This is a genomic window from Actinacidiphila sp. DG2A-62 (genome assembly GCF_035825295.1).
Classification (GTDB): Bacteria; Actinomycetota; Actinomycetes; order Streptomycetales; family Streptomycetaceae; genus Actinacidiphila.
In genome coordinates, this window is the sequence record NZ_JAYMGI010000002.1 from 2,713,338 (window position 1) to 2,736,116 (window position 22,779).

At 73.0% G+C, this 22,779-nt stretch carries 17 protein-coding genes, 2 tRNA genes and 3 pseudogenes; 7 read left to right on the plus strand and 15 right to left on the minus strand.

The features are described 5' to 3' along the window. Positions 1 to 78 precede the first annotated feature (78 nt). The 4 genes from ndk to VSR01_RS12100 form a co-directional block, all read right to left on the minus strand. A complete protein-coding gene (gene ndk, locus VSR01_RS12085) occupies positions 79 to 492 on the minus strand; it encodes a nucleoside-diphosphate kinase (protein ID WP_326449257.1) in 414 nt (137 codons plus the stop codon). Between the two features lie 160 nt (positions 493 to 652). Beyond that, positions 653 to 988, minus strand: coding sequence for a DUF4233 domain-containing protein (locus tag VSR01_RS12090; RefSeq protein WP_326449258.1), 336 nt, complete (start codon positions 986 to 988; stop codon positions 653 to 655). A gap of 29 nt (positions 989 to 1,017) precedes the next feature. After that, the gene (gene folC, locus VSR01_RS12095) at positions 1,018 to 2,652 is read right to left on the minus strand and encodes a bifunctional tetrahydrofolate synthase/dihydrofolate synthase (protein WP_442785440.1); all 1,635 of its coding nucleotides are present in this window, start codon (positions 2,650 to 2,652) and stop codon (positions 1,018 to 1,020) included. Positions 2,653 to 2,742: 90 nt separating this feature from the next. After that, a complete protein-coding gene (locus VSR01_RS12100) occupies positions 2,743 to 5,409 on the minus strand; it encodes a valine--tRNA ligase (protein ID WP_326449259.1) in 2,667 nt (888 codons plus the stop codon). 282 nt (positions 5,410 to 5,691) lie between these two features. Between VSR01_RS12100 and VSR01_RS12105 the strand changes: the two genes are divergently transcribed. From VSR01_RS12105 to VSR01_RS12120, 4 genes are all read left to right on the plus strand, one after another. Further along, positions 5,692 to 6,105 carry a sortase-dependent protein gene (locus VSR01_RS12105; protein WP_326449260.1) on the plus strand — a complete coding sequence of 138 codons (414 nt, stop codon included), beginning with the start codon at positions 5,692 to 5,694 and terminating at the stop codon, positions 6,103 to 6,105. 238 nt (positions 6,106 to 6,343) lie between these two features. Continuing rightward, positions 6,344 to 6,832: an RNA polymerase sigma factor gene (locus VSR01_RS12110; protein ID WP_326449261.1), complete on the plus strand. Its 489-nt coding sequence runs from the start codon at positions 6,344 to 6,346 to the stop codon at positions 6,830 to 6,832. Continuing rightward, positions 6,816 to 7,541, plus strand: a complete 726-nt coding sequence (locus tag VSR01_RS12115) for a hypothetical protein (protein WP_326449262.1) — start codon at positions 6,816 to 6,818, stop codon at positions 7,539 to 7,541. Before VSR01_RS12110 ends, VSR01_RS12115 begins: the two co-directional genes overlap by 17 nt. Positions 7,542 to 7,791: 250 nt before the next feature. Then, the gene (locus tag VSR01_RS12120) at positions 7,792 to 8,757 is read left to right on the plus strand and encodes a hypothetical protein (RefSeq protein WP_326449263.1); all 966 of its coding nucleotides are present in this window, start codon (positions 7,792 to 7,794) and stop codon (positions 8,755 to 8,757) included. Between the two features lie 96 nt (positions 8,758 to 8,853). Here the strand turns inward: VSR01_RS12120 and clpX are convergent, their stop codons facing one another. From clpX to VSR01_RS12145, 5 genes are all read right to left on the minus strand, one after another. Continuing rightward, positions 8,854 to 10,137: an ATP-dependent Clp protease ATP-binding subunit ClpX gene (clpX, locus tag VSR01_RS12125; RefSeq protein WP_326449264.1), complete on the minus strand. Its 1,284-nt coding sequence runs from the start codon at positions 10,135 to 10,137 to the stop codon at positions 8,854 to 8,856. Between the two features lie 163 nt (positions 10,138 to 10,300). Continuing rightward, entirely contained in the window at positions 10,301 to 10,984 is a 684-nt protein-coding gene (locus VSR01_RS12130) for an ATP-dependent Clp protease proteolytic subunit (protein WP_326449265.1), read from the minus strand. Between the two features lie 103 nt (positions 10,985 to 11,087). After that, the gene (locus tag VSR01_RS12135; RefSeq protein WP_326453609.1) at positions 11,088 to 11,708 is read right to left on the minus strand and encodes an ATP-dependent Clp protease proteolytic subunit; all 621 of its coding nucleotides are present in this window, start codon (positions 11,706 to 11,708) and stop codon (positions 11,088 to 11,090) included. A gap of 366 nt (positions 11,709 to 12,074) precedes the next feature. Then, positions 12,075 to 13,496: a trigger factor gene (gene tig, locus VSR01_RS12140; protein WP_326449266.1), complete on the minus strand. Its 1,422-nt coding sequence runs from the start codon at positions 13,494 to 13,496 to the stop codon at positions 12,075 to 12,077. A 150-nt stretch (positions 13,497 to 13,646) separates the two neighbouring features. Beyond that, positions 13,647 to 13,723 (minus strand) — tRNA-Pro (locus VSR01_RS12145). 111 nt (positions 13,724 to 13,834) lie between these two features. Here VSR01_RS12145 and VSR01_RS12150 point away from each other — a divergent pair. Further along, a tRNA-Gly gene (locus VSR01_RS12150) sits at positions 13,835 to 13,905 on the plus strand. A 121-nt stretch (positions 13,906 to 14,026) separates the two neighbouring features. Here VSR01_RS12150 and VSR01_RS12155 read toward each other — a convergent pair. Next, entirely contained in the window at positions 14,027 to 14,479 is a 453-nt protein-coding gene (locus VSR01_RS12155; protein ID WP_326449267.1) for an Lrp/AsnC family transcriptional regulator, read from the minus strand. 131 nt (positions 14,480 to 14,610) lie between these two features. Between VSR01_RS12155 and VSR01_RS12160 the strand changes: the two genes are divergently transcribed. After that, complete coding sequence (locus tag VSR01_RS12160) at positions 14,611 to 15,777, plus strand: asparaginase (protein ID WP_326449268.1); 1,167 nt, start codon at positions 14,611 to 14,613, stop codon at positions 15,775 to 15,777. On the opposite strand, the gene VSR01_RS12165 is transcribed toward VSR01_RS12160, so the two are convergent. Continuing rightward, positions 15,742 to 15,936 carry a hypothetical protein gene (locus VSR01_RS12165; RefSeq protein ID WP_326449269.1) on the minus strand — a complete coding sequence of 65 codons (195 nt, stop codon included), beginning with the start codon at positions 15,934 to 15,936 and terminating at the stop codon, positions 15,742 to 15,744. The genes VSR01_RS12160 and VSR01_RS12165 overlap by 36 nt on opposite strands. A gap of 135 nt (positions 15,937 to 16,071) precedes the next feature. Next, positions 16,072 to 17,213: pseudogene (locus VSR01_RS12170) on the minus strand (PP2C family protein-serine/threonine phosphatase). 119 nt (positions 17,214 to 17,332) lie between these two features. Here VSR01_RS12170 and VSR01_RS12175 point away from each other — a divergent pair. Continuing rightward, positions 17,333 to 18,558 (plus strand): annotated as a pseudogene (locus VSR01_RS12175) (GNAT family N-acetyltransferase). Here the strand turns inward: VSR01_RS12175 and VSR01_RS12180 are convergent. The 3 genes and pseudogenes from VSR01_RS12180 to pepN all read right to left on the minus strand — a co-directional run bounded on the left by VSR01_RS12180 (position 18,521) and on the right by pepN (position 22,604). Further along, positions 18,521 to 19,378, minus strand: a complete 858-nt coding sequence (locus VSR01_RS12180) for an Fpg/Nei family DNA glycosylase (protein ID WP_326449270.1) — start codon at positions 19,376 to 19,378, stop codon at positions 18,521 to 18,523. The pseudogene VSR01_RS12175 and the gene VSR01_RS12180 overlap by 38 nt on opposite strands. An 8-nt stretch (positions 19,379 to 19,386) precedes the next feature. After that, positions 19,387 to 19,874 (minus strand): annotated as a pseudogene (locus VSR01_RS12185) (ribose-5-phosphate isomerase). Positions 19,875 to 20,009: 135 nt separating this feature from the next. Further along, complete coding sequence (gene pepN, locus VSR01_RS12190) at positions 20,010 to 22,604, minus strand: aminopeptidase N (RefSeq protein ID WP_326449271.1); 2,595 nt, start codon at positions 22,602 to 22,604, stop codon at positions 20,010 to 20,012. Positions 22,605 to 22,779: the final 175 nt, after the last annotated feature.

Sequence of the window (22,779 nt, forward strand, 5' to 3'; positions counted from 1 at the left end):
CATTGTCATCAGAACACACAGCGGACCTCAGTAATGGTGACGCCGTGTCGGTGTGTTTGGTTCCCGAAGCACGCGTCGTTACGCCAGTCCGGGGAAGAAGATCTTGATCTCGCGCTCGGCGGACTCCTCGGAGTCCGAGGCGTGGATGAGGTTCTCCCGCACGATGGTGCCGAAGTCGCCGCGCACCGATCCGGGCGGCGCGGCGATCGGGTCGGTCGGGCCGGCCAGCGTGCGCACGCCCTCGATCACCCGCTCGCCCTCGACCACCAGGGCGACGGACGGGCCGGAGGACATGAACTCCATCAGCGGCTCGTAGAACGGGCGGCCGACGTGCTCGGCGTAGTGCTGCTCCAAGGTGGCGCGGTCCAGGGTGCGCAGCTCCAGTGCACTCACCGTCCAGCCGGCCTTGCGCTCGATCCGGCCGAGGACCTCGCCGATCAGGCCGCGTCGCACGGCGTCGGGCTTGAGGAGGACAAGGGTGCGCTGGGACACGGTACGGCTCCAGGGTGTCTGCGGTGCGTGGAAGCGGTGGAAGCTCTGAGGAGGTGAAGCTGAGGAGTGAAGCGGCGGTGCTCGGGATCGCTCTCGCGGAATTCCCCGGACGGCGTCCAGAACCGCCCGGGAAAAGTACGAAGAGCCTACAAGAATCGCTTTACGCGGCCGACGCCGCGTCACGCGCCTTGATCTCGTCGACCTTGCGCCCGTAGTGGATGGACGCCCACCACAGCGCGGCGAAGACGACTCCGAGGAAGAACATCGTACCGACGACGAATCCGCTGGCGATCAGGCCCGCCTGGAGCACCCAGCCCAGTGCGAGGCCGCCGGGGCGCGAGAGCATCCCGCACAGCAGCACGCACACCGCCATGGCGATGCCGCACACGGTCCACACCGTGCCCATCGTCAGGTCGGGGTGCTTCATCGCGACCAGCCCGGCGAAGCCGATGACGAAGAACTCGCCGATCAGCGTGCTCGAACACAGCGTCCGCATGGCCCGGTACCCCTCAGTCCCTCAAGTCCTCAAGCGTTCTTCTTGCCCTGCGGCCCGAGCAGCAGCCGGGCCTCCCCGACGGTGATGACCGATCCGGTGACGAGTACGCCGGCGCCGGCGTACTCCCCCTCCTCCTCGGCCAGCGCGACGGCCGCCTCCAGCGCGTCGTCCAGCCGCGGCTCCACCTGCACCCGCTCCTCGCCGAACACCTCGACGGCCAGCGCCGCCAGCTCGTCCACGTCCATCGCCCGGGTGGTGGAGTTGCGGGTCACCACGACCTCGGCGAAGACCGGCTCGAACGCCTCCAGCAGGCCGCGCACGTCCTTGTCGCCGCTGGGCCCGACCACGCCGACCAGCCGGCTGAAGCCGAACGCCTCGCCGAGCGCCGCCGCGGTGACCTGCGCGCCGGCCGGGTTGTGCGCGGCGTCCAGCACCACGGTCGGGCTGCGCCTGACCACTTCGAGCCGGCCGGGCGAGGTGACCGCGGCGAACGCGGCGCGCACCGTGTCCTGGTCCAGGGTGCGCAGGTGCAGGCTGCCGATGCCGAAGAACGCCTCGACCGCGGCGAGCGCGACCGCCGCGTTGCTCGCCTGGTGGGCGCCGTGCAGCGGCAGGAACACCTGCTCGTACTCACCGCCCAGGCCCTTGAGGGTGAGCAGCTGCCCGCCGACCGCCACTTCGCGGTGCACCACGCCGAACTCCGCGCCCTCGCGGGCGACCGTCGCGCCGGTGTCGGCGGCGCGCGCCAGCAGGGTGCGGGCGGCGTCGGCGGGCTGGGCGGCGAGCACCGCGGTGGCGTCCTTCTTGATGATCCCGGACTTCTCGACCGCGATCTCGCCGGGCGTGCCGCCGAGCCGGTCGGTGTGGTCCAGGGCGATCGGGGTGACCACGGCGACCTGGCCGTCCACCACGTTCGTCGCGTCCCAGCCGCCGCCCATGCCGACCTCGACCACGGCGACGTCCACCGGCGCGTCGGCGAACGCCGCGTAGGCCATGCCGGTGAGCACCTCGAAGAACGACATCCGGTGCGGCTGCGCGGCGTCGACCATGGCGATGTACGGCTGAAGGTCGCGGTAGGTCTCGACGAACCGCTCCGGGGCGATCGGCCGGCCGTCCAGGCTGATCCGCTCGGTCATCGACTGCACGTGCGGGCTGGTGTAGCGGCCGGTGCGCAGCTCGAAGGCGAGCAGCAGCCGCTCGATCATCCGGGCGGTGCTGGTCTTGCCGTTGGTGCCGGTGATGTGGATCGCCGGGTAGGTGCGCTGCGGCTCGCCGAGGATGTCCATCAGCGCGGTCATCCGGTCCAGCGAGGGTTCCAGCCGGGTCTCGGGCCAGCGGCCGAGCAGCTCCTCCTCGACCGCGCGCAGCGCGCGGTCGACCTCCGGGTCGGCCGGGCGGGCCGGGACGTCGTCCTCGGGCGCGGGCGGGGCGACGTCGGCGCGCAGGGTCCGGCTGCCGGCCTCGATCACCGCCATGTCCACGTCGCGGATCTCGCGGTCGCGGGTCCCCCGGCCCGCGTCGTCGCCGCCGTCGCCGTCGACACCGCCGTCGAAGCTCTCGCCGTCGAAGCTCTCGCCGTCGAACGGGTCGCGGCCGTAGGAGTCGCCGTCGCCGGCCGGGTCGTCGACGGGGTCGCGGGGGTCGTGCGGGGGAACCTGGCTCACGGCGTCCAGTCTACGCAGCGGGCCGGGGCCTTCCGGCCCCGGCCCGCTGTGTGCGCGGCGCCCCCGGCGGCGGCGCCGCGGGCGTCCGCGCTACGCCTGCGGCAGCCCGGCGAGCTGCGCGGTGATGCGGGCGATGTCCGCCTCGGCCGCCGCCAGACGGGTGCGGATCTTGGCGACGACCGGCTCGGGCGCCTTGGCGAGGAACGCCTCGTTGCCGAGCTTCTTCGTGGTGTCCGCCTTCTCCTTCTCGGCCGCCGCGAGGTCCTTGGCCAGCCGCTTGCGCTCGGCGGCCACGTCGATGGTGCCGGACAGGTCCAGCTCGACGCTCGCGCCGGCCACCGGCAGCGTCGCGGTGGCGTGGAAGCCCTCGCCGGCCGGCTGGAGCCGCAGCAGCTGCCGGATGGCGTCCTCGTGCGGGGCCAGGCCGGTGCCGTCCAGGGTGAGCCGGGCCGGCACCCGCTGGCCCGGCTGCAGGCCCTGGTCGGAGCGGAACCTGCGGACCTCGGTGACCACCCGTTGCACCTCGGCGATCTCCGCCTCGGCCGCCGCGTCGCGGAAGCCGCCCGCCCGGGCGCCCTCCTCCCCCGCACCGGGGACCACCGCCGCCCGCGGCCAGTCGGCGATCACCACGGACTCGCCGCCGGTCAGCGCGGTCCACAGCGTCTCGGTGACGAACGGCACGACCGGGTGCAGCAGCCGCAGCGTCACGTCGAGGACCTCGCCGAGCACCCGGCCGGAGACCCGCGCGGCCTCGCCGCCGGCCTGGAAGACGGTCTTGGACAGCTCGACGTACCAGTCGAAGACCTCGTCCCAGGCGAAGTGGTACAGCGCGTCGGACAGCTTGGCGAACTGGTAGTCGTCGTAGTACGCGTCGACGTCGGCGAGCACCGCGTTCAGCCGGGACAGGATCCAGCGGTCGGCCGCCGACATCCGCGCGGCGTCCGGCAGCGGGCCCTGCACGGTGGCGCCGTTCATCAGGGCGAACCGGGTGGCGTTCCAGATCTTGTTGGCGAAGTTCCGGGACGCCTGGACCCAGTCCTCGCCGATGGGCACGTCGATGCCCGGGTTGGCGCCGCGGGCGAGCGTGAACCGCACCGCGTCCGAGCCGTACGTGTCCATCCAGTCCAGCGGGTTGACCGCGTTCCCGAAGGACTTGGACATCTTCTTGCCGTGCTCGTCGCGGACCATGCCGTGGAAGGCGATGGTGCCGAACGGCTCGACGCCGTCCATCGCGTACAGGCCGAACATCATCATCCGCGCGACCCAGAAGAACATCAGGTCGTAGCCGGTCACCATGGCCGCGTTCGGGTAGAACTTCGCCAGGTCCTGGGTCTGCTCCGGCCAGCCGAGCGTGGAGAACGGCCACAGGGCGGAGGAGAACCAGGTGTCCAGGACGTCGGTGTCCTGGCTCCAGCCGTCCCCGGCCGGCGGCTCCTCGTCCGGGCCGACGCACACCATCTCGCCGTTCGGACCGTGCCAGACGGGGATGCGGTGGCCCCACCACAACTGGCGCGAGATGCACCAGTCGTTGAGGTTGTCGACCCAGTCGAAGTACCGCTGCGACAGGTCGGCGGGATGGATGGCGACCCGTCCGTCGCGCACCGCGTCGCCCGCGGCCTTCGCCAGCGTCTCGACCTTGACCCACCACTGCAGCGACAGCCGGGGCTCCAGCGTGGTGCCGCAGCGCGAGCAGTGGCCGACCGAGTGGACGTACGGCCGCTTCTCGGCGACGACCCGGCCCTGTTCGCGCAGCGCGGCGACGATCGCCGACCTGGCCTCGAACCGGTCGAGGCCCTGGAACGGCCCCGGCGCGGTGATGACCGCGCGCTCGTCCATGATCGTCAGCGACTCCAGGCCGTGCCGCTGGCCGATGGCGAAGTCGTTCGGGTCGTGCGCGGGCGTCACCTTGACCGCGCCGGTGCCGAACTCCGGGTCCACGTGGGCGTCGGCGACCACCGGGATGGTGCGGTCGGTCAGCGGCAGCTTGATCCGCTTGCCGACCAGGTGGCGGTAGCGCTCGTCGTCGGGGTGGACGGCGACCGCGGTGTCACCGAGCATCGTCTCGACGCGGGTGGTGGCGACGACCAGGCTCTCGTCGCCGTCGCCGTAGCGCAGCGAGACCAGCTCGCCGTCGTCGTCCTGGTAGTCGACCTCGATGTCGGAGATCGCGGTCAGACACCGCGGACACCAGTTGATGATCCGCTCGGCGCGGTAGATCAGGCCGTCGTCGTAGAGCTTCTTGAAGATGCTGCGGACGGCGCGCGACAGGCCCTCGTCCATCGTGAAGCGGTCGCGGCTCCACGCCACGCCGTCGCCCAGGCGGCGCATCTGGCCGGCGATCTGGCCGCCGGACTCCGCCTTCCACTGCCACACGCGCTCGACGAACGCCTCGCGGCCGAGGTCGTGGCGCGACCTGCCCTCCTTGGCCAGTTCGCGCTCCACCACGTTCTGCGTGGCGATACCGGCGTGGTCCATGCCGGGCTGCCAGAGGGTTTCGTACCCCTGCATGCGCTTGCGGCGGGTCAGCGCGTCGATCAGCGTGTGCTCGAAGGCGTGCCCGAGGTGGAGGCTCCCGGTGACGTTCGGCGGCGGGATGACGATGGCGTACGCGGGCTTGTCGCTCTTGGCGTCGGCCTCGAAGTAACCGCGCTCCACCCAGCGCTCGTACAGCGCCCCCTCTACCTCGGCCGGCGTGTACTGGGTCGGCAGTTCGGGGGTGCGGTTCGGCCCGTCGGGGCGCTGAGTGTTGTCGGTCACGCGGCCAATTCTAGGGGCCCCGGTCCACTGCCCTCGCCTGGTTATCCACAGGGTCGGCTCGCGGGTCCGGCGGGGGCCGCTCGCGGGTCCGGCGGGGGGTCGCGTGCGGGTGCCGCGGGGGCGCGTGCGGGTGCCGGGCGGGCCGCGTGCGGGCGTTGGGCGGGACCGCGCCCGCATCCCCGCAGGGCTTTGCCCGCTCTTTACAATGCGCGCCGCCGCTGCCTCGTCTCTCCTCGCGATCCGTCACCCAGCACCAGCTGAGAACCAGAAGGAGAACGACCCATGCGTCGAACCCTCTTCAGCGCCATGGCACTTGCCGGCGCCGCCGTACTGGCCGGGGCCGGGGCCGTGCCCGCGTTCGCCGACGGGGGCAGTCCGACCGCCGCTCCCTCGCAGAGCGCCGCACCGACCGCGGCCCCCAGCCGCGACGCCACCCCGGCGCCAGCCCCCACGCGCAGCGCCGGCGCCGCGCCGACCGCGGCGCCCAGGGACGCCACGCCCGCGACCACCGCCCGGCCGGTGCCGAGCCAGGTCGCCCGGCTGCCCAAGGGCGCGCCGGACACCGGCGTCCCGCCGGTCTCGGCCGGTTCCGGCTCCTCCTCCGGCGCGCTGATCGGCGGCGGCGCGGCGGCGGCCTGCGCGGTCGCCGGCGCGGCGGTGGTCGTCGTACAGCGCCGGCGCGCGGCGGCCGCCTGACCGCACGCCCGCGGGTCCGCCCGCCGTACCCCGGCGCGCGGACCGGCCCGGCGCCGTACGCGGCCGGACCCGGTCGGCCGTACGTGCGACCGGTCCGGCCGTACGGCCCCTGCCCCCCACGATCCGCCTCGGATCCCCGCCTCGCGGGGGTCCGGGCTCAGCCCTGCGAGTGCCCCGAGTGCCCCGAGTACCCCGAGTGCAGCCACGACAGCCACGCCAGCCACGGCCCTGGAGAGCGGTGAGCCGGGCCCGCGAGCAGGCGGCGTCCGAGCTGTTCGCCGCCGTGTACCCGCGCCTGGCCGGCTGGTGCCGCCGGCTGGTCGACGACGAGACCGCGCACGAGATCGCGTCGGAGGCGTTCACCCGGCTGTGGGCCCGCTGGACGGCCGTGGACGAGCCGCGGGGGTTCCTCTACGTCACCGCGGCGAACCTGGTGCGCGACCACTGGCGCAAGCAGGAGCGCGAGCGGCGGGCGGTGCGCCGGGCGGGCGTCGAGGCGGCGGTGCGACCGCAGGAGCAGGAGGCCGACCCGTCGGTGCGGATGCTGGTGCAGGCGCTGCCCGAGCGGCTGCGCGTGCCGATCCTGCTGCACTACTACGCCGACATGCCGATCCGGGAGGTGTCCCTGCTGACCGGGCGCAAGGAGGGCACCGTCATGTCCGACCTGCACGCGGCCCGTGAGCTGCTCCGCGCGCACTTGAGGAGGAGCCTTGACCACACACTCTGACGGCGGGGACGGCGGCGCGGGCGGCGGGCGCGACGGCCTGGACCCGTGGCACGGCGGCGAAATCGGGGGCGGCGACGGCGGAATCAGCGGCGAGGACGGCGGCGACGTGCTCGCGGTGCTGCTGCGGCCGACCGGCGACTTCTTCCCCGCGCCGCCCGGCCGCTACGCCGCGATCCGCCGCGGCGCGGCCCGCCGCCGACTGCTGCGCGCCGCCGCGGGTGCGGCGGTGACCTGCGCGGTGGCCGTGCTGGTCGCGCTGCCGCTGCGGCACGCCGTCGCCGGGCGCGGCGGCGACCGGCCGCTCGTGCCGCCGGCCGCGCCCGCCTCGCGCGCCGAACCGCCGGCCCGGCAGGACCCGACGCCGTACCCGCGGCCGACCGCCACGCCGCGTCCCGGGTCGCACGGAACCGGGCCCGCCGACAGCTCCCGCGGCCCCGACCGGCCCACCGGCGGCCCGACCGCGCAGGCCCCGTCCGCCGTCCGCCGCTCGGCCTCCCCCACCCCCACCGCGGACCCGGTGCGGCGCGTGGTGCCGCGTTCGGACGTCTCCCGGTCGCCGACCACCGCGCCGACCACCGATCCGACCACCGACCCGACCCGGGCGCCGGGCGCCGACCCGTCCACCGCCCCGTCCACCGCCCCGTCCACCGGGCGGCCCACCGACCCGGTCCGCGCCTCCCCGGCCCAGACCGCGCTGCGGTCCGGCTGATCCGGCGGCGCCCCCCGACCGGGCCGACGCGGCACCCCAAGCTGTCGACGCCCGCGGCCGATACGCGCCGCCGGTGCGTGCGGCCGGTGCCCGCGGCCGGTGTGTGCGGCCGCCCTGACCGGCCGGTCCGCGCAGGCGCCGGCGTGCGGGGGCGGACGAGGCTGTTACGAACCAGTTGCGCACCCGATGTAAGGAACGGCTAAGTCATCCGGGAGGATGGGGCGGACTCGTTAACGGAGGGGACGATCCCATGAGCTACAACCAGCCGCCGCCGAACCCGTACGGCCAGCAGCCGCAGGGCGGTGGCTACGGACAGCCGCAGCAGCCGGGCGGTTACGGCCAGCCCCAGCCGCCGCAGCAGCCGTACGGCCAGCCGCCCCAGCCCGGTTACGGCTACCCGCAGCAGCCCCCGCAGCCGCAGCAGCCGTACGGCCAGCCCCCGCAGCCCGGTTACGGCCAGCAGCCGCCGTACGGCCAGGTGCCGCAGCAGGGGTACGGCTACCCGCCGCAGCCCCCGCAGGGCGGCGGCAGCGGCAAGCGCACCGGTCTCATCGTCGGCGTCGTGGTGGCGCTGGTCGCGATCGGCGCGGGCGTCTTCTTCGTCACCAAGGGCGGCGACGACAGCAGCAGCAGTTCGCTGAAGAACGACGGCAAGAAGTACAAGCTGACCACTCCCGAGACGGTCGCCACCGACTACAAGAAGAACACCGAGCTGGGCGGCGGCGACGGCCTGCAGGACAGCGAGGTCGACAAGCTCAAGTCGGCCGGCGTCAGCAACCCGACGCAGGTCGGCGCGGGTTACGCCACCGACAGCAGCCTCACCGGCGGCAAGCTGCTGGAGTACGACGGCCTCTACGGCCAGGTGAAGGACCCCGGCGCGGTCGTCGACAAGATGTTCAGCATGCTCAAGGAGGGCGACTCCGGCGACGGCTCCAAGGTCGAGGCCCAGGGCAGCCCGCAGCAGGTCCACCCGGCCGGCATGAAGAGCGACGCCGTCGTCAAGTGCCAGACGGTCAAGGAGAGCCAGAAGGACTCCGGCCAGACCGTCACGATCAACACGACCGTGTGCGTGTGGGCCGACTACAGCACCGTGGCGTACGTCATCCCGCTGGACTCGGCCGCGTTCACCGGCGGCAAGACCGACCCGCCGTCGATCAGCGAGGCGGCCGACCTGACCGCCAAGGTCCGCAACGACGTCGAGGTCGAGGTCGGCTGACACCGACCGACCGCGCGCCAGCGCACGACGAAGGGGGGCGCCCCGGCCGTCCGGCCGGGGCGCCCCCCTTCCGCGCGCCTGAGCCGGCGCGCCGCGCTACGCGCTCTTCTGCTCGCCCTTGCCGACGATCCGCGGCTCGCGCGGCACCAGCGTGGGGTTGACGTTGGAGCGGACCACGTCGGGGGTGATGACGACGCGGGCCACGTCCTGGCGGGAGGGCACTTCGTACATCACCGACTGGAGGACCTCCTCCATGATGGCCCGCAGGCCGCGCGCGCCGGTCTGCCGCAAGATCGCCTGGTCGGCGATGGCCTCCAGCGCGCCGCGCTCGAACTCCAGCTCCACGCCGTCGAGTTCGAAGAGCTTCTGGTACTGCTTGACCAGGGCGTTGCGCGGCTCCACCAGGATCTGCAGCAGCGCCTCGCGGTCGAGGTTGTGCACGCTGGTGATGACCGGCAGCCGGCCGATGAACTCGGGGATCATGCCGAACTTGACCAGGTCCTCCGGCATGATCTCGGAGAACCGGTCGGCCATGTCCAGCTCCCGCTTGGAGCGGATGGTCGCGCCGAAGCCGATGCCCTTGGCGCCGGCCCGCGACTCGATGATCTTCTCCAGACCGGCGAACGCGCCGCCCACGATGAACAGCACGTTCGTGGTGTCGATCTGGATGAACTCCTGGTGCGGATGCTTGCGTCCGCCCTGCGGCGGCACGCTCGCGGTGGTGCCCTCCAGGATCTTCAGCAGCGCCTGCTGCACGCCCTCGCCGGAGACGTCCCGGGTGATCGAGGGGTTCTCGCTCTTGCGGGCGACCTTGTCGATCTCGTCGATGTAGATGATCCCCGTCTCGGCCTTCTTGACGTCGTAGTCGGCCGCCTGGATCAGCTTCAGCAGGATGTTCTCGACGTCCTCGCCGACGTAGCCCGCCTCGGTCAGGGCGGTGGCGTCGGCGATGGCGAACGGCACGTTGAGCATCCGGGCCAGGGTCTGGGCCAGCAGCGTCTTGCCGGAGCCGGTGGGGCCCAGCAGCAGGATGTTGGACTTCGCCAGCTCGATGGCGTCGTCGTGGCCGGCCCGGCCGTTCTCACCCGCCTGGACGCGCTTGTAGTGGTTGTAGACCGCCACCGACAGCGCCTTCTTGGCCGGCGTCTGCCCGACCACGTAGCTCTCCAGGAACTCGTAGATCTCCCGGGGCTTGGGCAGGTCCTCCCAGCGCACCTCGGAGGACTCGGCGAGCTCCTCCTCGATGATCTCGTTGCAGAGGTCGATGCACTCGTCGCAGATGTACACACCGGGGCCTGCGATGAGCTTCTTCACCTGCTTCTGGCTCTTTCCGCAGAACGAGCACTTCAGCAGGTCTCCGCCGTCACCGATGCGTGCCACGAGGTCTTTCCCCTTCGCCTGGGTTCCGCCGACCTTCAACGGAGCCTGGTGCTTCTCTCACGACGGTACCTTGCCGCGCCCCCCGTGTGGGCCCCCCTTGGCGGTACTGGCGTACCGAGTCCTGCGGGGAGCCCCACCCGCGGGGGCGCGGCGGGGGCGGCCGTCAGACGTTCACGGAACTCTTGCGGGTGGAGACGATCTGGTCGATCAGGCCGTAGGAGAGCGACTCCTCGGCGGTCAGGATCTTGTCCCGCTCGATGTCGTCGCGGATCTGCTCGATCGGGGTGGTGGAGTGCTTGGCCAGCATCTCCTCCAGCTGCTGGCGCATCCGGATGATCTCGTTGGCCGCGATCTCCAGGTCGGACACCTGGCCGCGCCCGGTCTCGCTGTACGGCTGGTGGATCAGCACGCGGGCGTTGGGCAGCGCCATCCGCTTGCCGGCGCTGCCGGCCGCGAGCAGCACGGCCGCGGCGGAGGCCGCCTGGCCCATGCACACGGTCTGGATGTCCGGCTTCACGAACTGCATGGTGTCGTAGATCGCGGTCAGCGCGGTGAAGGAGCCGCCGGGGCTGTTGATGTAGACGGAGATGTCCCGGTCGGGGTCCATCGACTCCAGGCAGAGCAGCTGGGCCATCACGTCGTTGGCCGAGGCGTCGTCGATCTGCACGCCGAGGAAGATCACCCGCTCCTCGAAGAGCTTGGCGTACGGGTCGTACTCGCGCACGCCCTGCGAGGTGCGCTCGACGAAGCGCGGGATGACGTAGCGGGCCTCGGCGCCGAAGACGCCCGGGCGCTCGGCCTCGGTGCGCTCGTACAGGCCGCGGCCGGGGAAGTTCAGGGAGTTCATGGGGTTCAGACCACCGTCCTGGTGAGGGGCTTCGAGAAGGGTCCGCGGGGGGCCGGGGCCGGCGCCGCCCGCGCGGGGCGGGCCGCCGGTCCGGCCGGCCGGTTCAGCTCGCGGCGGGGCCGCCGGCGCCGGTGCCGCCGCCGCCCGGGACGTGCGCGGCGGAGAGCATCACGCCGTCCAGCAGGCCGTACTCCTTGGCCTCCTCGGCGGAGAACCAGCGGTCGCGGTCGGAGTCCTTGGTGATCTGCTCGAAGGTCTGGCCGGAGTGCTGGGCGATCAGCTCGGCCATCCGGCGCTTGGTGTGCAGCAGCTGCTCGGCCTGGATCTTGATGTCGGTGGCCGAGCCGCCGAGGCCCGCGGAGGGCTGGTGCATCAGGATGCGGGTGTTCGGCAGCGCGAACCGCTTGCCGGGGGTGCCCGCGGTCAGCAGGAACTGACCCATCGAGGCGGCCATGCCCATGGCGATCGTGACGACGTCGTTCTTGATGAACTGCATCGTGTCGTAGATGGCCATGCCGGCGGTCACGGAGCCGCCGGGGCTGTTGATGTAGAGGTAGACGTCCTTGTCGGGGTCGGCCGCGAGGAGGAGGAGCTGCGCGGTGATCTTGTTCGCGATCTCGTCGTCGACCGCCTGGCCGAGGAAGATGATGCGCTCGCCGAGCAGTCGGTTGTAGACCTGGTCGCCGAGGCCACCGAGATTCGGCTCGCCGGCGGCGGAAGGCATCGGAGTAGTCACGTATCCACCTGCTCGTTGTCGGACGGTAGACAGACCGTCACAGGGTCTTCTTCGCTCTTAACTGTGGACCCTAACGCGCAGGTGGGGCCCAGCAATCCCCTACGCGGAACTGTTCGCTGTGAGCGCAGGGTGGCATGAAATCGGCCGGAGAACGCCCCCGGGCCCGGACGCGAGCGGCGTCCGGGCCCGGGGGCGGGTGGGCACGGGTGCGTGTGGATGCACACGGGTGGGTGCGTGCGGGCACGGGTGCGTGCGGGTGGGCGCGGGGCGTGCGGGTACGCGCCGGGTGGCGCGGGTGCGCGAGCGCACGCGTGCGGTCGGGCGGCACGCGTGCGCTCGGGCGGCGCGGAGGGGTCAGCCCTTCGCGGGAGCGTCCTCGGAGGCGTCCTCGACGGCGTCCGCGGGCTCGGCGCTCTCGGCGGCGGCCTCGGACGTCTCGCCGGACGCGTCCTCCTCGTCCTCCTCGTCGTCGGACAGGTCGACCACGTCGCCGTTGGTGTCGACGACCTTGGACGCCTCGACCACGACGGCCAGCGCCTTGCCGCGGGCGACCTCGCCGACCAGGACCGGCACCTGGCCGCCCTCGACGACGGCCTGGGCGAACTGGTCGGGGGTCATGCCGGAGGTGGCGGCGCGGCGCATGAGGTGCTCGGTGAGCTCCTCCTGGTTGACCGACAGCTTCTCCTTGTTGACCAGCTCGTCCAGGATGAACTGGGTCTTGATGCCCTTGACGGACTGGGCCTCCAGCTCGGCGTCGTACTCCTCGCGGGTCTTGCCCTCGCGCTCCAGGAACGCTTCCCAGGTCAGGCCCAGCTGCGGGAACTGGTGGTGCTCCAGGTTGTGCACCCGGCTCTCGATCTCGTCCTTCAGCAGCTTCTCCGGGATCGGCACCTCGGTCAGCTCGATCAGGGCGTCCAGGACCTTCTCCTGGGCCTGGGTGGCCTGGTCGTAGGACTTGACCCGCTCCAGCCGCTTGCGGCTGTCGGCGCGCAGCTCCTCCAGGGTGTCGAACTCGGAGGCGAGCTGGGCGAAGTCGTCGTCCAGCGCGGGCAGTTCGCGCTCCTGGACGTCGGAGACCTCGACCTTGACGACGGCCTCGCGGCCGGCCGCGGAGCCGCCCTTGAGCTCGGAGGTGAAGGTGGCGGAGCCGCCCTTCTCCAGGCCGGTGACGGCCTCGTCGATGCCGTCGAGGAGCTGGCCGGAGCCGATGGTGTAGCTGACGCCGGTGGCGACGCCGTCCTCCAGCACCTCGCCGTCGACCGAGGCCTCCAGGTCGACCACCACGACGTCGCCCTCGGCGGCGGGGCGGTCCACCGCGGAGGTGGAGGCGAAGCGGTCGCGCAGCTGCTCGATGGAGGCGTCGACGTCCTCCTCGGTGACCTCCACCGCGTCCACGGTGACCTCGATGCCGGAGTAGTCCGGGATCTCGATCGTCGGGCGGATGTCCACCTCGGCGGTGAACTTCAGCTCGTCGCCGTCGTTGAACTCGGTGATGTCCACGTCGGGCTGGCCGAGCACGTTCAGCTCACCCTCGTTGACGGCGTCCGTGTAGAACTTCGGCAGCGCGTCGTTGATGGCCTCTTCGAGGACCGCGCCGCGGCCGAACCGCTGGTCGATGACGCGCGCGGGGATCTTGCCCTTGCGGAAGCCCGGCACGGTGACCTGCTGGTTGATCTTCTTGTACGCCGCGTCGAGGCTGGGCTTGAGCTCCTCGAAGGGCACCTCGACAGTGAGTCGAACCCGGGTCGGGTTCAGAGTCTCGACGGCGCTCTTCACGGTTGGGTCTCCTTGGGGGCTTTACGTTGATGGAGGCGACTCACCGGCTGCGGACCACACCGCGGCATCGGTCACCAGCGGCCCATCCTACCGGTACGCCAAAGGTCCCGGACGGGCTCGGCCCGTCTCCGGGAATTCTGGAAGAACTCCTGGTCGGGGTGGCCGGATTCGAACCGACGGCCTTCCGCTCCCAAAGCGGACGCGCTACCAAGCTGCGCCACACCCCGCTGGTGCGACACGTAGAGTACATGGCCCCGTACCCGTGGGCAGCCGGTATCGCGCCCGCCGCCGCACCCGTTCGACCGGCTACTATGCGATGTGCCAGAATCACAGGCGCTGCGGGCGTAGCTCAATGGTAGAGCCCTAGTCTTCCAAACTAGCTACGCGGGTTCGATTCCCGTCGCCCGCTCGGTACGGCGCACGGCCCGGTCCGCGGTTGGTCCGCGGGGCGGGCCGTGCGCGTTCTGCGCGCAGGGCGGGGGCGGGCGCAGGGGCCGCGATGCCGGGGGCGGGCGCCGGGGCCGGGGCGGTCAGTCGACCGGGAGGCTCTGGGGGGACTTGATGCGCTTCATGATCATCTGGGAGTTGACGTCGGTGACCCCGGGGAGGGCGATCAGGCGCTCGGTCCAGAAGCGCTCGTACGCGTCGGAGTCGGCCACGGCGATCCGCAGGAGGCTGCCGGGGGCGCCGTAGAGGCGGTAGGCCTCGACCACGTCGGGGGTCGACTGCAGCTCGGCCTCGAAGGCGGCGACGGACTCGCGGTCGCGGCGGACCTCGACGGAGGCGAAGACCTCGAAGCCGCGGCCGACCGCCGCCGGGTCGACCACCGCGCGGTAGGAGCGGATCACCCCGTCGTCCTCCAGTTGGCGGACCCGGCGCAGGCACGGGGACGGGGTCAGGCCGACCCGGGCGGCCAGCTCCTGGTTGGTCAGCCGGCCGTCGGCCTGCAACTCGCGCAAGATACTTCTGTCGATAGCGTCCATGACGCCATCTTCTCCCACGATCCGACGGGATTCAGCTCCGTATTGGCAATCGTGTGGCGAGTCTACGCGCATATCATTGTGTACAGGTGTGTGCTCTGTCCGGGGAAGCGCAGAAAAGAGGCGAAGGCATCGTGCGACACGTCGTGGTCATCAGCACCGGAGGCACCATAGCCAGCCGCTGGCAGGGGGACGGCTACGCCGCGCAGGCCCAGGGCCGCGAGGTGCTCGCCGCCGGCGCGGTCCCCGAGGACGTCGAGGTCAGCGTCGTCGACCTGTTCACGGTGAACAGCTCCCGGCTGACCACCGCCCACCAGCTGAGCCTGCTGCACGCCGTGCACGACGCGCTGGCCGACCCCGCCGTGGACGGGGTGGTCGTCACCCACGGCACGGACACCCTGGAGGAGTCCGCCTTCTTCCTCGACCTCTTCCACGACGACCCCCGCCCGGTGGTCCTCACCGGCGCGCAGAAGCCGCTGGACGCCGAGGACGGCGACGCCGCGGGCAACCTCTACGACGCGCTGCTGACCGCCGCGACCGGCCGGGAGACCGGCGCCGTGATCGTCTTCGCCGGCCAGGTGCACGCCGCGCGCGGCACCGTGAAGACGCACACCCTGGACGCCCGCGCCTTCGGCGACCCGGACGGGCTGCCGCTGGGCCGGGTGGAGTTCGGCCGCGTCACCTGGGGACGGCGCCGCCCGCGCCCCGCGGCCCTGCCGCTGCCGCCGCGCGACGCCGCCGCGCCTCGGGTGGACATCGTGATGCACCACAGCGACGGCGACACGGTGCTGCTCGACGCCGCGCTCGCGGCCGGCGCCCGCGGCCTGGTGCTGGTCGGGACCGGCGCGGGCAACGCGACCCCGCAGATCGCCGAGGCGGTCGCCGGCGCGGTGCGCGGCGGGGTGCTGGTCGCGCTGAGCACCCGGGTGGCCGCCGGGGCGGTGGCCCCGATCTACACCGGCGGCGGGGCGGTCGACCTCGCGGCGGCCGGCGCGCACCTGGCCGGGACTCTGCGGCCGGGACAGGCGAGGATCGCGGTGCTGGCGGCGCTGCTGGCCGCCGACGCGCAGGACGCGGCCGTCACGGGAACGCCGGACGCCGCCGAGCGGAGCGGCCCGGACGCCGGCCGGAGCCGCCCGGACGTCGGCCGGGGCCGCCCGGACGCCGGGTACACCGACCGCGGGGCGCACAGCGGCCGGCCGGCCGCCGACCGCCTGCTGGAGCGTGTCCTCGCCGCCGCCCCGCAGGCCGCGCCGGCCGCGCCCTCAGATCTTTATCTGGTTGATCGTGTCGGCCAGTGAGGTCAGGAAGCGGTTGACCGACGGCGCCATGTTCGTCGACGCGAGGAAGAAGCCGAAGAGGGCGGCCACGATCGCCGGGCCCACCTTGATGGACTTGCTACGGATCATGACGACCAGCACGATCGCCAGCAACAGCACGGCGGACAGGGAGATAACCACAGCGGATCACTTCCTCTTTCGGTCTCCAAGCCGATCCGGGGACCGTGCCGCCGCCCCCGCCTCGCCCTGTACCCATGGTGCCATCAAGCCACTGTGGGTTGATGCGTCAGTGACCCATAGTCCCATTCCCATGGGCTAGTTGCGGCACACCACGAGCAACGCGCGGTCGTCGTTGACGTCCTTGGCGACGGCCTCGATCAACCGCCAGGCCGAGCCGCGGAATCCGGTCGCCACGAAGCGGTCCGCCTCCCCCATCAGCCGGTCCATGCCCTCCGACAGGTCGCGGCCCGGGGCCTCCACCATCCCGTCGGAGAACAGCAGCAGCACGTCCCCGGTCCGCAACGTCCCCTTGACGCCGTGGAATTCGGCGCCGTCGTAGATCCCCAGCAGCGGGCCCTCGGCGGCCTTCTCCTCCCACCTTCCGGTGCCCGCGTGCAGTTGGACGCCGGGCAGGTGGCCGGCGGACAGCAGTTCGTAGTCGCCGCTCTCCAGGTCCAGGACGAGGTGCACCGACGTCGCGAAGCCCTCCTCCCAGTTCTGCCGCAGCAGGTAGCCGTTGGCGGCGGCGAGGAAGGCGTGCGGGGGCAGCGAGCCGAGCAGCCCGCCGAACGCGCCGGACAGCAGCAGCGAGCGGGAGGCGGCGTCCATGCCCTTGCCGGAGACGTCGGTGAGCACCGCCTCCAGCACCCGGCCGCCCGAACTGCGGGTGGCCACCACGAAGTCGCCGGAGAAGGACTGCCGCCGGCCGGCCGCAGCGCCATCTCGGCGTGCCAGCCGCCGGGCAGCCGGGGCAGCCGGCTCTGCACCCGGATGCGTTCGCGCAGGTCGAAGAGCATGGTGTGGCCGCGCCGCCAGGGCACGCCGACCCGCGAGCGGAACTGCGCGATGATCAGCCCGGTCAGCGCCACCGCGGTGACCACCAGGACGCTGCCGGGGGTGACCCGGGCGGGCCCCTCACGGTACGGGCCGAGCGCCGCGGACTCCGCGACCAGCGCGACCGCGGAGGCGGCGTAGAGCAGCAGCAGGCTGGCCGGGCGCAGCAGCAGGCCGCCGGCCAGGATGGGCAGCGCCAGCGCGCTGGGCGGGCACCACACCGGCGTGGCCACCGTGGTCCAGGCCAGCAGCGGGATGGTCAGCGCGATCACCGCGAGGCCCGCCCAGTCGGAGGCGTCGCCGCGGAAGTAGTCGACGGCGGACTTGCGCACGCCGAGCCGGGCCCGGTGCAGCCTCCTGCTCCACCTGAGCCGCAGTTCCTCACCCACCGCGCCCTTAGCCATGTCCCGGCGACGACCCTACCGAGACAGCGGCCCGGTGTGCAGGCCGGACGGGTTCCGGTACGGACGCGGGTGCGGAAATGCGTTCGCCCGTCCGCCGCCCGGGCTGGTAGGCAGGAGGCATGACGACCGAACTGCGCGTACTCGAACCCGACCAGTGGGACACGATGTTCGACCGGGTCGAACGCGCCTTCGGCGGCGCCCCCGAGTCGCCCGCGGAGCGCGCCCAGTGGCGCCGGGTCAACGAGCCGGGCCGCTCGATCGCCGCCTGGGACGGCGACGAACTCGTGGGCACCGCGGGCGCGTTCTCCTTCCGCATGACGGTGCCGGGCGGCGCCGGCGCCGAGGTCTCCGGCGTGACCATGGTCAGCGTGCAGCCCACCCACCGCAGGCGGGGCGTGCTGACGTCGATGATGCGCAGGCAGCTGGACGACTTCCACGGACGCGGCGAGCCGTTCGCGGTGCTGACCGCCTCCGAGCCGGTGATCTACGGCCGGTTCGGCTACGGGATCGCCACCTGGCAGCTGAGCGCCTCGGTGGACACCACGCGGGTGTCGCTGCACCGGCCCGAGGCGGCCGAGGGGGTGCGGCTGCGCCTGGTGTCGCCGTCCGACGCGCTGGCCGACTGCGAGCGGGTGTACGCCGCGCTGGTGCCGCGCCGGGCCGGGATGCTGGCCCGCCGCAAGGGCTGGGAGTCGCAGGCGCTGCTGCCGGCCGCCTCGCCGGCCCCTCGGGCCCGCTGCTGTGCGTACTGGCCGAGACCGACGAGGGGGTACGCGGCTACGCGCGCTACTCCACCGTCGCCAAGTGGACGCCGGGCGGCGCGGACGGCGTCGTCAACCTGCGGGACGTGGAAGCACTCGATCCGGTGGCGTACGCGGCGCTGTGGGACTACCTCGCGGGCATCGACCTCACGTCCTCGATCGCCTTCCGCAACCGCCCGGTCGACGACCCGCTGCTGCACCTGGTCTCGGACATCCGCCGCTGCACGCCGTCGGTCCGGGACGGCGTGCACCTGCGGCTGGTCGACGTCGGGGCGGCGCTGTCCGCGCGCACCTACGCGGCGCCGGTGGACGTGGTCATCGACGTCGAGGACGACTTCTGCCCGTGGAACGCGGGACGCTGGCGGCTGACCGGCGACGCGAAGGGCGCGAGCTGCGAACGCACCTCGGACGCGGCCGAGCTGGCGGTGCCGGTGGCCCGTCTGGGCGCGGCCTACCTCGGCGGCGCGTCACTGCGGGCGATGGCGGGCGCGGGACTGGTGCGGGAGCTGCACCCGGGCGCGCTGGCCGAGGCGTCGACGGCGTTCCTCACCGACCCGGCGCCCTGGCTGCCGCACGGCTTCTGACGCCGGGAGGGGTGTGCGGCGGCTGGCAGCCGGGGCACCAGAAGAGGTTGCGGGCGGCCAGCGGCTGGGTGCGCACGGGGGTGCCGCACACCAGGCACGGCAGGCCGGTGCGCCGGTAGACGTACACCTCGCCGCCGTGGTCGTCGCGGCGCGGCGGGCGGCCCATGGCGGCCGGCTCGTGCTCGGGCCGCACGGTGTCGATCCGGTTGTCCGCCACGCCCTGCCGCATCAGGACGACCAGGTCGTCCCACAGCGCCCGCCACAGCGCGGGGTCGACCGCGCGGCCGGGCAGGAACGGGTCCACGCCGTGCCGGAAGAGCACCTCGGCCCGGTAGACGTTGCCGACGCCGGCCAGCACCTTCTGGTCCATCAGCAGCGGGGCGAGCGGCATCCGGGACCGGCTGATCCGGGCCAGCGCCCGTTCCGGGTCGTCGCCGGGCCGCAGCGGGTCGGGCCCGAGCCGGTCGTGTATCGCCTGCTTCTCCGGCTCGGTGATCAGTTCGCAGGCGGCCGGGCCGCGCAGGTCCATCGTGCGGGCGCCGTCGCGGCCCCCGGTCAGCCGCAGCCGCACCGTGTCGCTGACCGGGCCGTCGAAGGCGACCTTGCCGATCAGGCCGAGGTGGATGTGCACCCAGCCGGCGTCCCCGAAGCCGAGGAACAGGTGCTTGCCGTGGGCGTCGACCGCCTCCAGCACGGCGCCGTCCAGCAGCGCCGCGCTGTCGGAGAACTTGCCCTGCGGGCTGCTCGCCCGCACCGGCCGCCCGGCGAACGCCCGCAGGGCGTCCCCGGCCAGCCGGTGGATCGTGTGCCCCTCCGGCATCGTCCGGCTCAGTCCTGCCGCGGGTGGTGGGCCGGGACCGGCGGCAGTTCGCCGGTGGTCTCGTACGCGCTGAGCATGTCGATACGCCGCTGGTGGCGCTCCTCGTGCGAGTACGGGGTGGCGAGGAAGATCTCGACGAACTTGGTGGCCTCCTCGCGGGTGTGCATCCGGCCGCCGATGCTCAGCACGTTGGCGTCGTTGTGCTCGCGGGCCAGCGAGGCGGTCTGCTCGCTCCACGCCAGCGCGGCGCGCACGCCGCGGACCTTGTTGGCGGCGATCTGCTCGCCGTTGCCCGAGCCGCCGATCACGATGCCGAGGGCGTCCGGGTCGGCGGCCGTGCGGACCGCCGCGCGCAGGCAGAAGGGGGGTAGTCGTCCACGGCGTCGTAGATGTGCGGGCCGCAGTCCACGGGCTCGTGGCCGTTTGCTGTCAGCCAGTCGACGAGGTGGTTCTTGAGTTCGTATCCGGCGTGGTCGGAACCGAGGTAGACGCGCATGCGCCAATCCTCCCACCCCGCCCCGGCGCCCCTCACGCTGGGCGCGAGCCATCAGGGGCAGCGGGCCGCCCGGGCAGGGCGGCCCCGGTGCCGGGCAGCGGGGGGAGGGCCGCCCCCGGAGGGCGGCGCCCGGCGTCAGGCGAGCGCCTGGGCGCGGAGGCTGCGGGCGAGGTCGTCGCGGGACTCCAAGACCAGCCGGCGCAGCGCGGGCGCGGCGTCGGGGTGCGCGTCGAGCCACGCGTCCGCCGCGTCGAGCGTCGCCGGGTCGTCCTGGAGGTCGGGGAAGAGCCCGCGCACCACGGCCATGCCGATCTCGATCGACCGCGTCGCCCAGATCTCCTCCAGCACCGCGAAGTACGGCCGCGCGTAGGGCGCGACCAACTCGCGCTGACCGGGCTGCGCGAAGCCCGCGATGGTCGCCTCGACCAGCGCGTTGGACAGCCGGTCGGACTCCACGACCTGCGCCCACGCCTCCGCCTTGACCTGCGCCGACGGCCGCGCCGCCAGGCAGCGCACCTCGTGCCGGTGGCCGGACGCGGTGTCGTCCCTGGCCCGCTCGGCCGCGACCGCCGCCGCGTCGGCCGCGCCCTGCGCGACCAGCGTCTCCAGGAACGTCCAGCGCAGCTCCTGGTCCACCTCCAGGCCGTCGATCTTCGCCGAGCCGTCCAGCAGGCCGTGCAGCAGCTGGAGGTCGGCCGGGGAGGCGGCCACCGCCGCGAAGAACCGCGCCCAGGCCAGCTGGTGGCCGCTGCCCGGCTCGGCGAGCCGCAGCTCGCGCAGCGCGCCCTCGGCCAGCGCGCGGCCGGCCTCCTCGCGCCCGCCGGGCGCCACGTAGTGGGTCAGCGCGGTGCGCGCCTGCTGGTGCAGCGACTGCAGGACGCCGATGTCGGTCTCCCGGCCGCCGAAGCGCAGCACCAGGTCCAGGTAGTCACGGGCCGGCATCAGCGCGTCCCTGGTCAGGTTCCACACCGCGGCCCACGACAGCGCGCGGGCCATCGGGTCGGTCAGGTCGCCCAGGTGCGCCCGCAGGGTCTCCAGCGAGGTGTCGTCGAACCGGATCTTGCAGTACGTCAGGTCGTCGTCGTTGACCAGGATCAGGTCGGGGCGCTCCTGGCCGGCCAGCTCCGCGATCACCGTCGAGGGGCCCGCGACGTCCGCCTCGGCCCGCGCGTAGCGCTCCAGCGCGCCGCCCGCGCCGCGCCGGTACAGGCCCACCGCGACGCGGTGCGGCCGCAGTTCGGGGTGCGGGCCGTCCGCGGTCTGCAGCACGGTCAGCTCGGTGACGCGGTCCTGCGCGTCGTAGACCGCCTGCGGGGTCAGCGAGTTGACGCCCGAGGTCTCCAGCCAGGAGCGCGACCAGGCGGCCATGTCGCGGCCGGAGGTCTCGGCCAGCACCGTCAGCAGGTCGTCCAGCGTGGTGTTGCCGTACGCGTGCCGCTTGAAGTACCGGCGGGCCGCCTCCAGGAACGCGTCCCGGCCCACGTACGCCACCAGCTGCTTGAGCACCGCGGCGCCCTTGGAGTACGTGATGCCGTCGAAGTTGAGCTTGGCGTCCTCCAGGTCGCGGATGTCGGCGACCACCGGGTGGGTGGAGGGCAGCTGGTCCGCGCGGTACGCCCACGCCTTGCGGCGGTTGGCGAAGGTGATCCAGCCCTCGGCGTACCGGGTGGCCTCCACCAGCGAGAAGGAGCCCATGAAGTCCGCGAAGGACTCCTTCAGCCACAGGTCGTCCCACCAGCGCATGGTCACCAGGTCGCCGAACCACATGTGCGACATCTCGTGCAGCACCACGTTCGCCCGGCCCTCGTACGCCGCCCGGGTCACCTTGCCGCGGTAGATGAACTCCTCCCGGAAGGTGACGCATCCGGGGTTCTCCATCGCGCCCAGGTTGTACTCCGGCACGAACGCCTGGTCGTACTTCCCGAACGGGTAGGGGTAGTCGAAGTGGTCGTGGAAGAAGTCCAGCCCCTGCTTGGTGACGTCGAAGATCTCGTCGGCGTCGAAGTACCGCGCCAGCGACTTGCGGCACAGCGCGGACAGCGGGATGTCGAGCACCGCGGCGCCGTCCAGGGTGCGCGCGTAGTGGTCGCGCTCCACGTGGTACGGCCCGGCCACGACCGCGGTGATGTACGTCGAGATCGGCTGCGTCGGCACGAAGCGCACGACCTGCCCGCCGCCCTCGGCCGGCTGCGGCTCGCCGTCCGCGGCGCCGTTGCTCAGCACCGTCCAGCCCTCGGGCGCGGTCACCTGGAAGGTGAAGGGCGCCTTCAGGTCGGGCTGCTCGAAGTTCGCGAACACCCGCCGGGAGTCGGCCGGTTCGTACTGCGTGTAGAGGTAGACCTCGCCGTCCTCGGGGTCCTCGAAGCGGTGCAGGCCCTCGCCGGTCCTGCTGTACGCGCAGTCCGCGTCGACCACCAGGGTGTTGCGCGCCTCCAGGTTCTCCAGCGCGATGCGGGCGCCGTCGAAGACCGCCGCGGGGTCCAGGTCGCGGCCGTTGAGGCGGACCGCGGTCACCGAGGGCGCGATCAGGTCGGCGAAGGTCGACGCGCCGGGCCGGGAGCAGCGGAAGTCGATCACCGTGGTGGAGCGGAAGGTACGCGGCCCGGCGCCGTCGCCGGCCGCGGCGGGCCCCACGGCCGAGCGGACGTCGAGCGCCACGTCGTAGCGGTCGACGGACAGGATCGCGGCCCGCTCGCGGGCCTCCTCACGGCTGAGGTTCTCGCCGGGCACGGGCGGACTCCTTTGTCTTCCTGCGTCGCCCCTGGACCTCTTCGTCCCTGGACGTCTTCCGAAACGTCGGGCCCGGCGTCCGCGGGGCGGGTCGCCCCCGGCCGCGGGCACGGGCGCCGCCGGTGGGCGGCCCTGGCATCCTCCCACGCGGCGGGACGGGGGCAGCGGGGAATGC

Excerpts from the sequence above, each read along its gene's own strand:
- VSR01_RS12135 (WP_326453609.1), bottom strand. The coding sequence starts at position 11,708 with ATGCCTTCCGCCGCCGGCGAGCCGAATCTCGGTGGCCTCGGCGACCAG.
- VSR01_RS12180 (WP_326449270.1), bottom strand. The coding sequence starts at position 19,378 with ATGCCGGAGGGGCACACGATCCACCGGCTGGCCGGGGACGCCCTGCGG.
- VSR01_RS12155 (WP_326449267.1), bottom strand. The coding sequence starts at position 14,479 with ATGGACGCTATCGACAGAAGTATCTTGCGCGAGTTGCAGGCCGACGGC.
- VSR01_RS12105 (WP_326449260.1), top strand. The coding sequence starts at position 5,692 with ATGCGTCGAACCCTCTTCAGCGCCATGGCACTTGCCGGCGCCGCCGTA.
- VSR01_RS12090 (WP_326449258.1), bottom strand. The coding sequence starts at position 988 with ATGCGGACGCTGTGTTCGAGCACGCTGATCGGCGAGTTCTTCGTCATC.
- VSR01_RS12130 (WP_326449265.1), bottom strand. The coding sequence starts at position 10,984 with ATGAACTCCCTGAACTTCCCCGGCCGCGGCCTGTACGAGCGCACCGAG.
- VSR01_RS12120 (WP_326449263.1), top strand. The coding sequence starts at position 7,792 with ATGAGCTACAACCAGCCGCCGCCGAACCCGTACGGCCAGCAGCCGCAG.